The following is a 14,497-nucleotide window of genomic DNA, read 5'->3' as shown; positions in this document are numbered from 1 at the left end:
ATTCAAAAAATAGATAGGAACATAAACAATTGACGGTCAATTTAGAGGTCCCTTTAGGGACTATGTTGGTAAAGTGCCCTTATAGGGCGAAATTAAAACCGCCGGTTCTACCGGCGGATATTTACTTTAAACGGATCCATACGTTGTGTTAAAGGGCTGTTCCCCATTTCGTTCCTAACTCGTTTGCTCCAGTTGTTTGCTTTTTTGAAATGCACGACAAGTTGAACTACCACTTCTTGCACAGACTGTACATTGCTTCGGTCGAATGAGCTGTAAACCATAATCGACAGCTTTTGTAGTATCAAAGAAAAAATGCTGTTGACCAATTTTATCATATAGCCCGCTTGTCATAAGCATCTTCATAATATCTCCATTTATCTCACTAATTAAAGTGATACCGCCCATCTTGCGAAAATCTGTTACAAGCGAGTCTAAATTGGCGATGGCAGTTGCATCCATCAGTGGCACATGCTTCATTTTCAGAATAAGTACCTTTGGTCGACGATGAATAGATCTGGTAATAATAGATTGAAATCGGTCTGCTGCACCAAAAAACAAGGGACCATCAATGGTATAAAAAGAAAGCTGCGGACATTTAATCACATAGTCTTCTACTTTCTCCTCCATATGCCGTTTTGCTAAAACAGGTACCACTTTTTCTACTTCAAATGTTTCACTCATCCGTTTTATAAAAGAAATCATAGCTAATAGCAGGCCGATTTGAACGGCAGCGGTCAAATTGATAAATACGGTTAATAAAAATGTAACGACAAGGACAATGGAATCACTCGTGCGCAATTTTAATATATGAGCAAAAGATTGATGCTCACTCATATTGAAAGCAACAACCATTAAAATAGGTGCCATACTTGCTAGCGGGATGGCAGATGCATATGGTGCAAATAAAACCAATACGACAAGGACAAATAAACTTTGAAACACACTGGATAATGGGCTAAAAGCTCCACTGTTGATATTAGTTGCTGTACGTGCGATTGCACCGGTAGCAGGGATTCCACCGAACAATGGCACCGTCATATTAGCAATTCCTTGCCCAACAAGCTCACGGTTGGAGCGATGCCGCTTACCTGTCATCCCATCCGATACGACCGCTGATAGTAAGGATTCGATTCCACCCAGCATAGCAATCACAAATGCTGGCTGCCAAAGCATCCATATTTTTTCCAAAGTAATATGTGGAATTTGAATGGTTGGTAATGAAGCAGTAATACCGCCATAGGCCGTTCCGATTGTTGCTACTTTATCCGGAAAAAGCACGACTGCTAATATAGTTGGGATAATGATAGCAAAAAGCAGGGCGGGAACATTTGGAAAAAGCTTTGGAAGAAAAATAATGATGAGTAATCCCAATAGTGCAATCAAAATACTATAAAAATTGATAGTATGCAGATGTTGATAAAGCTGTAGTGCATTTTGGTGAAAATATTCCTTTTTCTCCAAACCTTCCAATCCAAGAAAGCTGCCAATTTGGCCACTAAAGATGATTACGGCAATACCGGATGTAAAGCCGATTGTTACGGATCTTGGAATGAATTTAATTAAATTACCGAGCTTAAATGCACCCATGAGAATAAGCATGATTCCAGCCATAAAACCAGCAATTAATAAGTTCTCATAACCATATTGGAGTACAATCGCAAGTAGAATCGGAATGAATGCGCCAGTTGGACCGGCTACCTGAAATCTAGAACCACCGAATAAAGCAACGACTATACCAGCAATAATCGTGGTGTACAGACCATATTCCGGCTTCACTCCTGATGCAATTGCAAAGGCCATTCCCAACGGTATCGCGACAATACCCACAGTAATACCAGCAATCAAATCCTGCTTTATAGTTGCAGGGGACATGTTGCTAAAACGATCATCCTTAAACAATAACATCTCTCCTATTTGATTTTCTTAACATGATAAAGATAAAAAAGTGCATGGAAAAAACCCGCTTAACAAGCGAGCCTATTTTTGGGGAAGCATAGCAATGAAATGAAAAATGAAAAAGCAATTACCACTATTATACCATATCTGGATAAAAATTATCTGGACTCCAATATTTCATACAAGATGTGGGATGAATAGTTTCTCATATGAATCAAAAGCTATAGAGAGAAGAAGGAGGTAATAAAATGTCCAGCAGACCAAAAGGACCGAAGCAACAACAGCGGGTTAATTTACCAAAAAGTCCAACACAACCATATGGTGAACCATTAAGTGGTTCAAAAAAAGTTAAAAAAGCAAATCATAGTGGGCAAAAACATAATCCACATCATGATCTATAAGATAGCGGGTAGCATGCAGCTGCCCTTTTTTTCATTCAAATCTAGGCATATTTCGTCATTTTGTGACAAAATTAGCAAAAATACTTTCCATATCTTCAATTTACTTGTATAATTTTTCAAAAGGAGGTTATGTCTCATGTGGAAGGATTTTAAAGAATTTGCCATGCAAGGAAATGTGCTGGATCTCGCTGTTGCAGTAATTATAGGTGCAGCATTTGGACAAATCGTTTCTTCATTGGTAGATGATATTATTACACCAATACTTGGAATTTTAGTTGGCGGTATTGACTTCAGTGGGCTTGCATTCACGGTCGGAAATGCAAATGTTACTTATGGTGTCTTTTTGCAATCTATATTTAACTTTCTTATTATATCTTTTTCTATTTTCTTGTTTATTCGTTTACTATTGAAGTTTAAACGAAAGGAAGAAGAAGAGGAGGAAGAGGTGGATCCACAGGAAGCATTGCTTACCGAAATCCGCGACCTATTGAAAGAACAAAATAATAAAGCATAAAAATATGGAAAACGAAAAAAGTCGGAACAATTTCCCGGCTTTTTTATTATGGAATGAATTATATGTCTAGAAAGGTGTAGATGCACCTCCGACTAGAGGCGGATATTTTTTAAAGCTTTAGGTGGTGGAAGCTGTTTAACATGTGGGGTATGATTTGTACTAGTAGAACAGTTCTTAGGAGGGATGGTTGGATGGAAGCAATTGTAGAAGTCAGAAATATTAAAAAAACGTATAAAAAGAGAAAATCAAAAACCTATGTACAGGCGGTAAATGATGTGTCATTCACTGTGAATCGTGGTGAGATTCTTGGATTATTAGGTCCAAATGGGGCGGGTAAAACAACGACGATTAAAATGATTTGTGGCCTTCTGGAACAAGACTCAGGAACCATAACGATTAATGGGGTTAATAACCGGGAAAAACGGTTGGATGCCTTAAACAATATTAGTGCTGTACTTGAAGGGAATCGAAATTTATATTGGCGACTGACGGTGAGGGAAAATCTGGAATACTTCGCAGGTAATCGAGGAAGATCTCGGAAGGAAGTTGCAGGTCGAATTGAGGAGTTATTGGAGCAATTTCATTTGAAATCCAAGGAAAATGAATTGGTGAATCGGCTTTCTCGAGGAATGCAGCAAAAGCTTGCAATTGCGGTGGCAATGCTGGCAGATAGCGAAGTTATTTTACTGGATGAACCGACGCTTGGAATTGATGTCGAAACTGGCTATGAGGTTCGTGAACTGTTACGAGATATTGTAAAAAATGACCAACGCACGATTATCATTAGTTCGCATGACATGGATGTTATTCAGGATTTATGCGAACGAACTGTTATTATTAGCGATGGGAAAATTATTACAGATGACCGAATTGAAAATTTAATGCGTTTATTTGAAGTACGCTCCTATCTTATTCGATTAGAAGGAAGCCTAAGTGAAAAGCAACAGCAATTATTGAAGCAAAAGTTCCCACACCATCAATATACAGAGGATTTAGCCCAGGCGACTCTGGATGTAGATTTGGCAAAAAGCGAAGAAATATATGAGTTATTCGATATTTTAAAGATGGAAGAAACACCTGTGGATTCAATTGATCGAAAAACAGTAAATTTTGAACAAATCTTTATGAAAATCGTGAAGGAGGCGAAGAATGGTGCGTTGGCTCAATCTTCTTAAAGCAAATCTAAGAAAAGAATATATTGAATTAAAACGGTATATGCCGAATACCATCGCAATGGTAATTACCTTTTTTTGTATATTTCTTGGAATGTTTGCAGGCATTCAGCTTGTTGGGGATCCAGGTTCCCAAGATGTCAATACACAATATGTTATTGTCAACTATATTTTCTGGTTTTTAGCCATGATGGTGATGAATAGTATTGGATGGGAAATAACGAATGAAGCCATGCGTGGGACGCTTGAGCAGCTTTGTATGACACCAATGGGTTTGTGGAAGGTGATGATAACAAGATTAATCTCCACAACGGCAATCTATTTCTTTATTATTGTTGGATTATTATATGTTTCCATGGCGGTAACAGGTCAATGGCTAAATATCGATGTAATTGCTATATTGCCAATTCTCCTGCTTACATTGATTAGTATGTTTGGAGCTGGATTTATGATTGCAGGTATTTCCATTATCTTAAAGCAAGTTCAAGCTTTTTTGCAGATATTACAATTCATTCTGGCCGGTTTAACGTTTGTTCCATTAACTGTAGCGCCTGCGCTTGCATTTCTGCCTTTTGTAAAAGGAGTAGATTTGGTACGAAATATTATGATACAAGGGGTAACGTTAAGTGAGATAACGATGGGCGATTTCTTCATTCTTGGATTCAATGCCGTGTTTTATTTTGTCATTGGACTTGGATTTTTCCTTGTCTGTGAACGAATTGCAATGAGAAAAGGTTTACTGGCACATTATTAGACGAATTCGAATCAGCCTTTTGTGATCCTTGATTCGTTCAACTAATAATCAGTGGCGGAAGAGCGAAAACCCCCACTGATTGTCATTTCACTTTATTATGGGAAATTAGGTGAGTGTCTTATACAAACCCCCTCCCTCTAACATAGGTTAGTAGTGAACCTATCACAAGGAAGGAGAAATAATATGAGACATCGTCATGGGCCGCGCTGTGGCTGTGGTTGTAAACAAATTGTATATCCAGTAAAGGAAAATGTTGTCAACAACTGCACAAAAAGTGTTGTAAAGCATATTCATCCATCGCATACTACTGTAATGAATCATCATCTTGTTGAAAATGTGCATCTATTCCCACATTCGACATCTGTTGTGAATACGCAGAATCAAGTCAATATCAACGGAGGGTCATTTCCAGTTCCTGCACCGCCGAATCAAGTAGGTGGCGCAATGAGTCCGGGATCTGGTAATCAAGTAGGTGGCATGATGCAACCTGGAATGGGACCGGGACAACAGGTTGGGGGAGCGATGCAGCCTGGTAATGGTCCGGGACAACAAGTAGGTGGGATGATGCAGCCTGGCTGGCAAGGCTGCGGAATGAAGAAACCTCAAAATAAATGGTGTTAATTTGGACGAAGAACTGGCATAATATACTTGCTAGTTCTTTGTTTTTTTTGGAATAGAAGAAAGGTGGCGAATGGATTGAAAGTACTCGTTGTTACCGGTTATAAGCCAACAGAACTGAGCATTTTTAGCGAAGAGGATGAACGGATTACATATATAAAAGCCGCAATTGCAAAACGTTTAACTGGATTCATTGAAGAAGGTTTAGAATGGGTATTACTATCAGGTCAGATGGGCATTGAGCTTTGGACAGCGGAAGTGGTATTTGATTTACAGGCTGATTATGATATAAAACTAGGTGTCATACCCCCTTTTGAGAATCAACAGACAAGATGGCCAGAAGCATTGCAACAGAAATATGAAGAATTACAATTGCTGGCTGATTTTTTCAAACCTTTATATTCAGGTGAATACAAAGGTGCCTATCAGTTTAAAGCAAGGGATAAATGGCTGATTGACAAGAGTGATGGGTGTTTGTTACTGCTGCACGATGAATATCCTGGCAGTGTGAAGTTTTTCCATGAGGAAGCGAAGCACGCAAATAAGCCATATCCAATCCACCTTATTACACCCGAAGATCTGGATGATATAGTCGAAGAAATTCAAATGGCTGACCCGCGTTATTGGGAATAATTATTTATTGGAATGTTGATTCATCAGCTCTTTAAATGTTTTGACCCGAACGACTATATCTGTCAAGATGAAAGCAAGGGCAGCGCCAATAAAGATAGCAAAGCCTACTGCACCAACACCCATTCCTTCAAAACCACCAATGACGAATGAATATCCAATCATGATGAAGCTAAGCATGATAAAGATGATCGGAATGAGATATTTTAATGGGGAATTTTTTGTGTGAAAATAAATACTGATTCCCATTAGGATGATAAAAGTAATTCCAGCAATTATGAATAATCCTGTCATTTATTGTGCTCTCCTTTAAGGTATGGTTTCATTTTCATTCTAATTCATCTGATTTTTCAAAGCAATCGAATAGGAACGGGCTAACATGATTTAAAAAGCAATTAAATCTATCTATCTATTTTGGAGGGGATTGTTTGTCAGAAAAAGCGATTCAAATTAGCGGATTAACAAAAGCTTATGGAAGAAATGAGGCCGTTAAACATATCCATTTGGATGTGCAAAAAGGGGAGTTATTTGGATTTCTTGGTCCGAATGGTGCTGGAAAGACGACAACCATTAAAATGATGACAGGATTGCTTGAACCGTCTGAAGGCACAATTGAGCTAAATGGTGTTGATATTTGGAAGGAACCAATAAAGGCAAAACAGCTTATTTCCTATGTTCCGGATCAACCAAATTTGTATCCAAAATTGACTGGTTGGGAGTATTTGGAGTTTATTTCCTCTGTTTTTCGGATGGAGAAAGATACGTATGAAAAGAATGCGAATGAATTGCTGGCGATTTTTGGATTGAAGGACCGGGCAGATGAGTTAATTGAAAGCTATTCACATGGTATGAAACAAAAAATAGCAATATGTGGCGCATTGGTTCATGATCCAGATATTTTATTTCTGGACGAGCCGACTGTTGGCTTGGATCCCAAAAGTGCCCGAAACCTAAAAAACCTGTTGCGTAGTCGTTGTGACGATGGCATGACGGTATTTATCACAACACATATATTAGAGATTGCCGAACAGATGTGTGACCGGATTGGGATTATTTCTCATGGTGATATTATTGCGCTTGGAACGATGGATGAGCTACGTGCGTTGGAGGGTGGAAGTGCTGGTAGCCTGGAGGATATTTTCCTGGAATTGACTGGGGATGAAGCACAGCAGGCCGTGATTAAGGAAATGTCAGAGCAGGATTCAGGTGTTTCTCCATGATGCGTGTATTATTAAAAAATCATTTTCGAATGTTTATGAATACAGTCAAAACCCAAGAGCTTAAAGGCTATGCTAGTTATATTATTTCATTTGCCGTTCTTGGCATCTTGCTTTATTTTGTTTCTGGTGGTATTTGGTCGCTTGCCGATCTTATTACAGATCCAGTATTGGAAGGACTCCTTTCGTACGCATTTATGGCGGTAATCGGTTTAATTGTTTTATTAGGAACCCCACAAGTATTTAAGCATTTGTTTTCCATGTCGGATTTAACGCTATTATTTACGTTACCTATAAAAACAAGAAATATCTTTTGGATTAAATACATGCAAAGCTTTGTGGGAATTCCGTTATTCGCATCCTTATTTATTCTATTGCCAGCAATATTATATGGGATTGCCTCAGGAGCAAGTTACTTATTTTATCCTGTATTAATCTTTGTTCTATTGGCTATGGTATTAATTGGCTTGTCACTAGCTTATTTATTTAATTTACTATTGGTCCAAATTGTCCCAGCTAGTCGAGCAAATGAACTCATGACAGTTATGAGTGTATTTTCCGGATTGATTGTTTATATGGTATTCATGCTTCCGAATATGACCGGAGAGCAGACCTTATTAGAAAAAATGCTGGCTGGATTGCCGCTATTTCCAAAATGGGTGCCAATGACTTGGGGAAGTCATGCCATATTAGAAGCAGCAAATGGTAGCATGGGGTTTGCACTTCCCTTATTGTTACTCATTATGTTGGCGGGAATTTTCATTTTTATTACGTCCAGTATTGTGGAAAGAGGCTTTCGAACCGGTTGGATTCGTCTTAGTGAGGGTAGCAATACGAAGAAAAAGAAGCGGAACCAAAAGCAGACCACGAAATTGCATCATCCTATTCAAGCAGTTGCTAGAAAAGAATGGTTAGCGGTCAAACGTGATATACGGGAATGGCTCGTTCTTATGCCGATTTTATTCTTTATCATTTTTGGAACCGTTGGATTTCTGACAGGCGGTGGAAAATTAAGTAGTTTACAGGGATACCATGCGATATCCTGGCCAATTGCACAAGGTGTATTATTGTTTATCTACGCAATGTCAAATGGAATGGTGGCCGCCTCCTCTATTGGTCGTGAAGGTGCTGCCATGTGGATCCTAAGGTTAATTCCGGTTTCCGGCAGGGATTTGGCATTTGGAAAGCTTCTGGTTAGCTGGCTCCTGCCATTTATCTTGTTAACGACAATTGAAGTAATTATTGGTGTTTTACTAGGCTGGACCATTCCACAGTTCGTATTAGGAATTGTCGTCAAAGCTGTCATTACAATGGGAATTAGTTCACTAGGCTTGTATTTAGGTACAATTGGTGCGAAATATCATCCAACCAACCCGCAACAACGATTGAATTTTGGGGTGTCTATTTTATTGATGATTGTGTCATATGTCTATTTGATATTGGCATTATTACCTTTTGGCTATATGATTTTGCCGGTAGACGAGATTACATTACCCGCGAATTTAGATCATGGTATAACAGGCTTCAAAGGTATGATTGTCACTTTCGTATTAAAAGCAGTTCAGTTAAAAATGAGCTACCCGACGTTGATGTGGCTTGTCGGGGCTGTCGTATTGCTTATTATAGCAGGCGGAATTACTTGGTTGTTCAGCAAACTAAGTGCACGTAAATTGAATCAAGGCATTAAAATTGATATTGTGAATGAATCCAGTGCAAAGCCTTTATTTGGCAAACGTAATACAGGCGGTAGTTTATATTAAAGGTCCTTGTTATCACCGATTAACTGCGCTGTAAGCCAAAGTTTCACTTTATAAGATTATGTTGACTTTTAATAGGGACTACATTAGAATAATATCCATCAAATTCGATGATAAAGAGAGTAATTATGCAGCTGATTTATGAGCGAGTGGGGAACAGGTGTAAGCCCCATAATCAAGGCATAATGAAACGCACTTTGGAGAAGCAGTCTGAAAAAAGTAGGGCTTGCCGGGACAAAACCCGTTATCTATGTTTGAGCAGGTTCTTTAGAACAATAAGAGTGGCACCGCGGGTGAATCCCGTCTCTCCAATAATGGAGGGACGGGATTTTATTTTGTATAGGAGGAAGATTAGAGATGGAATTAAAGCAATTATACGCACATGAACTATCCAAGCATATTGGGGAATCATTAACTGTAACGGAATTGGAGGAGCTGATTGAAAAGCCAAAGTATGCCAAACAAGGTGACCTTGCCTTTCCTTGTTTTGCATTGGCAAAAATCAAACGGCAATCCCCCGTTGAAATTGCGAAAGGATTGGCCCAAGTCATTCATCACACTCTATTTGCGAAGATAGAAGCGAATGGACCATATGTCAATTGCTTTTTTGATAAGCATCAGGTAAGTGCTGCCTGGATGAAACAAATCTTATTGAAAGGGAATCATTATGGTGATGTGCAAGTAGGGAATGGCGAGCAGATAACGATTGATTTTTCCTCACCTAATATTGCGAAGCCATTTTCCATGGGGCATCTGCGCTCCACTGTGATCGGAAATGCACTAGCAAATATTGTTGAAAAATGTGGTTATCATGCTGTGAGGATTAATCATTTAGGTGATTGGGGAACACAGTTTGGTAAGCTTATTACGGCTTATAAGCATTGGGGAGTGGAAGAAAAGGTTAGAGCAAATCCCATTCCCGAACTGCTAAAGCTGTATGTGGAATTTCATGAAAAAGCTATAGAGTCCCCAGCATTAGAAGATGAAGCACGTGCATGGTTTAAAAAGCTTGAGGACGGAGAAGCGGAGGCACACCAGCTATGGGAATGGTTTCGAGATGTATCGCTCCAGGAATTTAATCGTATTTATGAACTGCTTGGCATTCATTTTGACAGCTATCATGGTGAAGCTTTTTATAATGATAAAATGGAACGAACAGTAGAGCTGCTCCAAGAAAAGGGATTATTAAGTCCCTCCAAAGGGGCAGAGGTAGTAAGGCTGGATGAATATGATCTGCCACCTTGTTTAATTAAGAAATCTGATGGAGCGACTTTATATGCTACGAGGGATTTAACTGCTGCACGTTATCGGCAGGATACGTATCATTTTGCAAAAGCGATTTATGTAGTTGGACAGGAGCAGCAGCTTCATTTTCGGCAAGTATTTTTGACCTTGGAAAAAATGAATTATCCTTGGGCAAAGGATATGGTCCATGTTCCATTTGGTTTTATATTAAAGAATGGAAAAAAGATGTCCACCAGAAAAGGAAAGGTTGTACTGTTGGAGAAAGTGATTGAAGAAGCGATTGAACTAGCTGCGAAAAATATTGAAGCGAAGAACCCTACTTTAAAAAATAAACATGAGGTAGCCAAACAGGTTGGGGTAGGTGCAATCATTTTTCAGGATTTAAGGCATGAAAGGCAAAACCACATTGAATTTTCTCTAGAGGGAATGCTCAAATTTGAAGGGATGACTGGCCCATATGTTCAATATACCCATGCAAGGGCATGTTCGATATTGGCGAATGCTGCTGCTCAAGCAATTCAGCCATCTGCAATCGGGCTAACGGATGATTATAGCTGGGCGGTTATCAAGCAATTAATGGCATTTCCAAATGCAATTGAAACAGCTTTTAAGCAATTTGAACCATCCGAAATTGCCAAATATGTATTTCAACTATCTCAGGAATTTAATAAATATTATAATCAAGTTAAGGTGCTTCAGGCAGATGAACATATGCAAGGTAGATTAGCTTTGGTGCAATGTGTCACGATTGTTCTAAAAGAGGGGCTTCGCTTACTGGGATTGAAGGCGCCTGAGTCCATGTAGTGATACGAATGATTTAAAGCTTGCTTATCATTGAAGACTGGATGATTTTAAACTATCATAGAGTAGGAGATTAGTGAAACGGGGGAGTGTGCCAATGGGGAAAAAGTCACCATCTGATTCACTAGGTTGGGCTGGAAAAGCATTTGTGTTTTTCTTGCTTGGTTTACTTGTTTTAGCAGCATTGGGCTTTTTGTTTGGATTATTTTATTTTGGCTTTGCAGGATTGTTTCGATTACTCGGCGTCACCTATAATTCAATGGGAACATTATTTGTCTTCGTGCTGGCATATTTTATCATTAGTCTGTTTACAGATATCCTGGCAAAGGGGCTGGCATATGTTGCAGGTAAGCAGGTTACTGGAAAAAGTGGCGCAATAATCATGCATTTCATTGTGATAACCAGTATGAATTTGCTTGTATTATCTATCATTGATTCCGTGATGACGGGGATTCAGATTACATTTTTTGCAAAGGTTATTATTGCATTTCTTTTATTTATGCTCGATGTTGTTTTTGATGATGACAAGAAGAAGCAGAGGCATCACAAAGGCAAAACAAATGAAAAAACATAATCTTGGATATGAGGGTTGAACATGACATATGTTGGAAAAAGTCAGCAATACTTTTTTATGGTTCTGCTTGTCATTGTTTGTTTATCGACAAGGGCAAATTATATTACCATTCTGCCGCTAGCATTACTCGTTTTTTTTATAGCTGTACGTTATGAGTTAGAAGTGGATAAAAAAATAGCTTTTCGTGCACGTTTATTTGGCATGGTTATTTACCATCGTGAATATGCACCAAATGAAATCAAGCATTTTCGTTATCGAAGAATTGGCGCGCAAACGAAGGGTGTTTCGATTAAGCCGGTGAAGGGTTTAGGTATTTTAATTTCTAATTATAAACCGGAGCGGGTTTTAGATGATTTATTTAAATATGCAAGGAAACATCAAATTCCAATTAGAAAAACGAAAACATTTATTGCGCTGGAAGAAACGGAAGCTGCCAAGAAACATAAATAGTTAAAACAAATAAATGAGCAATCCTTTTATGATCGTCATAAAGGGGTTGCTCTTTTTTGTTCGGCTATTCAATACTAAAATGATGCTTCTAATATATTGTTATGCTATGATAGTTATATATAGTAAGTTAGTTATCAAATGTTAATAATAGGGATGGATGATAGATGGAAAAACGTTTTTTTACGGAACCAGCCATTTATATTGACGAGGTAAGTATACAGGTGATGGATCTTACACGTTCTATTTTGTTTTATACAGATATGATTGGATTTCAAATATTATCTGAGTCGAATCAAGAAGCGGTATTGACGGCTGATGGTATACGCCCATTGTTACGTCTGGTTCAACCTGAAGGGGTTTTGCCAAAGGAAGAACGAAAAGCAGGATTGTACCATGTTGCGATACTATTACCGGCCCGGACAGATTTGGCTGCTTTTTTAGCGTATATGCTACGTAAGAAATATCCGCTTGGTGCAGCAGATCACTTGGTTAGTGAAGCATTGTATTTAAATGATCCAGATGGAAATGGCATAGAGGTATATCATGACCGGCCCTCTACGAACTGGCATTGGAACAAGCAACAGGTGGCGATGACGACAGATCCATTGGATGGAGATGACTTGCTTGCGGAAGATTATCCAGAATGGCATACACTACCAAGTGAAACAATCATAGGGCATATCCATCTACATGTTGCCGATGTAGAAGCGGCAAAGGTATTTTATGTGCAAGGCTTAGGGTTTTCCGTCACGACAACTTATCCTGGTGCCTTGTTTTTATCAACGAAGCATTATCATCATCATATTGCTGTGAATGTGTGGAATGGTGCCGGTGCAGAACAGCCTACGAAAAACAGTGTAGGATTACAATGGTTTTCGCTCGCTATTCCCGATGTAAGTTTAAGAGAACAAATGGTGGAGTGCCTAGCGAAATTGGGATTTCAGGTGCGGAAAGAAGCAGATCAAGTTTGGACAGCAGATCCATCTGGTAACCGAATAAAGCTAGTCATTGCCCCTCATGATAAATAGGGACATAACGAGTCTCTCATCTCATCTAAAGGCAAAACGACTTGATGCATGGTATGATATTTAAAACATAAAGAGCATATGCGTAAATGATGGTGATTTTACAGGAGCGTGCTCTTTTAGTACGTCTATATTAATTAAAGTGGAATAAATCCACGGAGAATCCTACGAGACTAGCCGTGTTCGGAACCAACACAGAGAGTGAATTTCTTTATTGGTTGGGGCTGGCCTGTGGACTGTGAAGTTAATCAAATAAAATGAAAAGGAGCTTCAGTAAAAATAATTTACCGAAACTCCTTTTTGTTATGTTTCACTGGGTTTATTCCCAGTCTCTAATCAGAATTGTACTGGTGTCGTTGCTGCATCTAATGCTTGCATATCGTATCCATTGCTTTGAAAATATTGTAGTAATCCCTCTAAATGATCCGCAGTTGTTGGCCGTTCATGAAGTAATACTACAAGTGATTCATGCCCTTGATATTGGTTAACCTGTTGAATGGTGTAAGGGACAAAGCTGCCATCTGTTCGTTTCCAATCCTCAGAATCGATATTCCAATCCCATAAAATGAATCCTTGCTGATCTGAAGCAGCCTGGAAAGGCGGGGTGATATATGGCTTTGAACCATATGGTGCCCGAATGAGTTTAGATGCAACTCCAGTTGTTTGTTTAATAAAATCCAAAGTCGTATTCATCTCCTGGACAAAAGTTTGTGGAGATTGATAGATTTTCTTTGCATTATGTGTAACGCCGTGAGCGCCAACTGTATGTCCATGATCAACCATGTGCTGAACAAGCTCAGGATTGTTTCTCATATTTGGTTGCAGCATAAAGAAGGCTGCTTTCGCATTATATTGTTCGAGTAACTGAATAATACGATCAGTTGCTTGTGGGTGGGGGCCATCATCAAATGTTAAATAAATAGTCTTACCCGTTCCAGATGGTTCCTTAGCTGGAGCCTTTTCTTTTTCTGCTTGCTGCTGATCTGTTTGATGTTCAGTTTGATTCTTCTCTACTTCAGCATCTTCCTTCTTCTTATTTGCTTGTTTTGCTGACTGTTCATCTTGCTTTGTTGATGAATCCGTGTCTTTGTCCAGTTTTTCAGACTTGGATGATGGATTCTTTTCCTCTTGATTTTCCGTGTTTGGCTTTGAACCGGTAACAAGCTCTTGTTTATTCTTTTGTTTATCACCATTGCCAGCCTCTACCCGATTATCAGCAAGCAGCTCCCAAGTAAAATAAAATAATAGCATTACCAGGACGACGAGGATGCCAATTGTTACCTTTCCAATACGTGTCATTTTTCTTTTTCTCTCTGATACTCGTGACAATAATCTCCACCCCTTGATCAATTTCTATCTATTAATATCTTATTCTATTTTTTTCACGTAGTAGTTACATAAAAATGACAATCTCACTGTAACCAAATTGATATTTTTCAAGCG

15 protein-coding genes and 1 other annotated feature are annotated in these 14,497 nt (G+C 38.8%); of the genes, 12 read left to right on the top strand and 3 right to left on the bottom strand.

Annotated features, from left to right (window positions below; all coding sequences use genetic code 11):
• Positions 1 to 174 precede the first annotated feature (174 nt).
• A complete protein-coding gene (locus DX933_RS06820) occupies positions 175 to 1,899 on the bottom strand; it encodes a SulP family inorganic anion transporter (RefSeq protein ID WP_397316035.1) in 1,725 nt (574 codons plus the stop codon).
• Positions 1,900 to 2,144: 245 nt separating this feature from the next.
• Between DX933_RS06820 and DX933_RS06815 the strand changes: the two genes are divergently transcribed.
• The 6 genes from DX933_RS06815 (at position 2,145) to DX933_RS06790 (ending at position 5,988) form a co-directional block, all read left to right on the top strand.
• The gene (locus DX933_RS06815; protein ID WP_123315724.1) at positions 2,145 to 2,297 is read left to right on the top strand and encodes a small acid-soluble spore protein P; all 153 of its coding nucleotides are present in this window, start codon (positions 2,145 to 2,147) and stop codon (positions 2,295 to 2,297) included.
• 136 nt (positions 2,298 to 2,433) lie between these two features.
• A complete protein-coding gene (gene mscL / locus DX933_RS06810) occupies positions 2,434 to 2,811 on the top strand; it encodes a large conductance mechanosensitive channel protein MscL (RefSeq protein ID WP_123315723.1) in 378 nt (125 codons plus the stop codon).
• Positions 2,812 to 3,002: 191 nt separating this feature from the next.
• The gene (locus DX933_RS06805; protein WP_123315722.1) at positions 3,003 to 3,986 is read left to right on the top strand and encodes an ABC transporter ATP-binding protein; all 984 of its coding nucleotides are present in this window, start codon (positions 3,003 to 3,005) and stop codon (positions 3,984 to 3,986) included.
• Positions 3,961 to 4,737: an ABC transporter permease gene (locus tag DX933_RS06800; RefSeq protein ID WP_317843086.1), complete on the top strand. Its 777-nt coding sequence runs from the start codon at positions 3,961 to 3,963 to the stop codon at positions 4,735 to 4,737. Before DX933_RS06805 ends, DX933_RS06800 begins: the two co-directional genes overlap by 26 nt.
• Before the next feature lie 183 nt (positions 4,738 to 4,920).
• Positions 4,921 to 5,358: a spore coat protein gene (locus tag DX933_RS06795; RefSeq protein ID WP_123315721.1), complete on the top strand. Its 438-nt coding sequence runs from the start codon at positions 4,921 to 4,923 to the stop codon at positions 5,356 to 5,358.
• A 75-nt stretch (positions 5,359 to 5,433) separates the two neighbouring features.
• Positions 5,434 to 5,988 carry an SLOG family protein gene (locus tag DX933_RS06790; RefSeq protein ID WP_123315720.1) on the top strand — a complete coding sequence of 185 codons (555 nt, stop codon included), beginning with the start codon at positions 5,434 to 5,436 and terminating at the stop codon, positions 5,986 to 5,988.
• On the opposite strand, the gene DX933_RS06785 is transcribed toward DX933_RS06790, so the two are convergent.
• Positions 5,989 to 6,279, bottom strand: coding sequence for a YesK family protein (locus DX933_RS06785; protein ID WP_123315719.1), 291 nt, complete (start codon positions 6,277 to 6,279; stop codon positions 5,989 to 5,991).
• Positions 6,280 to 6,413: 134 nt separating this feature from the next.
• On the opposite strand from DX933_RS06785, the gene DX933_RS06780 reads away from it, so the two are divergent.
• The 6 genes from DX933_RS06780 (at position 6,414) to DX933_RS06755 (ending at position 13,057) form a co-directional block, all read left to right on the top strand.
• Positions 6,414 to 7,205, top strand: coding sequence for an ABC transporter ATP-binding protein (locus tag DX933_RS06780; RefSeq protein WP_123315718.1), 792 nt, complete (start codon positions 6,414 to 6,416; stop codon positions 7,203 to 7,205).
• Complete coding sequence (locus DX933_RS06775; RefSeq protein WP_190279437.1) at positions 7,205 to 8,962, top strand: putative ABC transporter permease subunit; 1,758 nt, start codon at positions 7,205 to 7,207, stop codon at positions 8,960 to 8,962. The genes DX933_RS06780 and DX933_RS06775 overlap by 1 nt, the downstream gene beginning before the upstream one ends.
• Positions 8,963 to 9,060: 98 nt before the next feature.
• Positions 9,061 to 9,270 (top strand) — a binding site (T-box leader).
• Positions 9,271 to 9,316: 46 nt separating this feature from the next.
• Positions 9,317 to 11,008 carry an arginine--tRNA ligase gene (argS, locus tag DX933_RS06770; protein WP_123315716.1) on the top strand — a complete coding sequence of 564 codons (1,692 nt, stop codon included), beginning with the start codon at positions 9,317 to 9,319 and terminating at the stop codon, positions 11,006 to 11,008.
• Positions 11,009 to 11,102: 94 nt separating this feature from the next.
• A complete protein-coding gene (locus DX933_RS06765; RefSeq protein WP_123315715.1) occupies positions 11,103 to 11,579 on the top strand; it encodes a YrvL family regulatory protein in 477 nt (158 codons plus the stop codon).
• 21 nt (positions 11,580 to 11,600) lie between these two features.
• Positions 11,601 to 12,029 carry a hypothetical protein gene (locus tag DX933_RS06760; protein ID WP_123315714.1) on the top strand — a complete coding sequence of 143 codons (429 nt, stop codon included), beginning with the start codon at positions 11,601 to 11,603 and terminating at the stop codon, positions 12,027 to 12,029.
• A 164-nt stretch (positions 12,030 to 12,193) separates the two neighbouring features.
• Positions 12,194 to 13,057: a VOC family protein gene (locus DX933_RS06755; RefSeq protein WP_123315713.1), complete on the top strand. Its 864-nt coding sequence runs from the start codon at positions 12,194 to 12,196 to the stop codon at positions 13,055 to 13,057.
• Between the two features lie 333 nt (positions 13,058 to 13,390).
• Here the strand turns inward: DX933_RS06755 and DX933_RS06750 are convergent, their stop codons facing one another.
• Positions 13,391 to 14,383: a polysaccharide deacetylase family protein gene (locus DX933_RS06750; protein WP_223805899.1), complete on the bottom strand. Its 993-nt coding sequence runs from the start codon at positions 14,381 to 14,383 to the stop codon at positions 13,391 to 13,393.
• Positions 14,384 to 14,497 lie beyond the last annotated feature (114 nt).

Origin of the sequence: Ornithinibacillus gellani, assembly GCF_003730295.1 — a bacterium.
In the GTDB taxonomy this organism is placed as follows: domain Bacteria; phylum Bacillota; class Bacilli; order Bacillales; family Amphibacillaceae; genus Ornithinibacillus_A; species Ornithinibacillus_A gellani.
The sequence above is the reverse complement of the archived record's forward strand: the minus strand, read 5'-3'. Positions and strand labels throughout refer to the sequence as shown.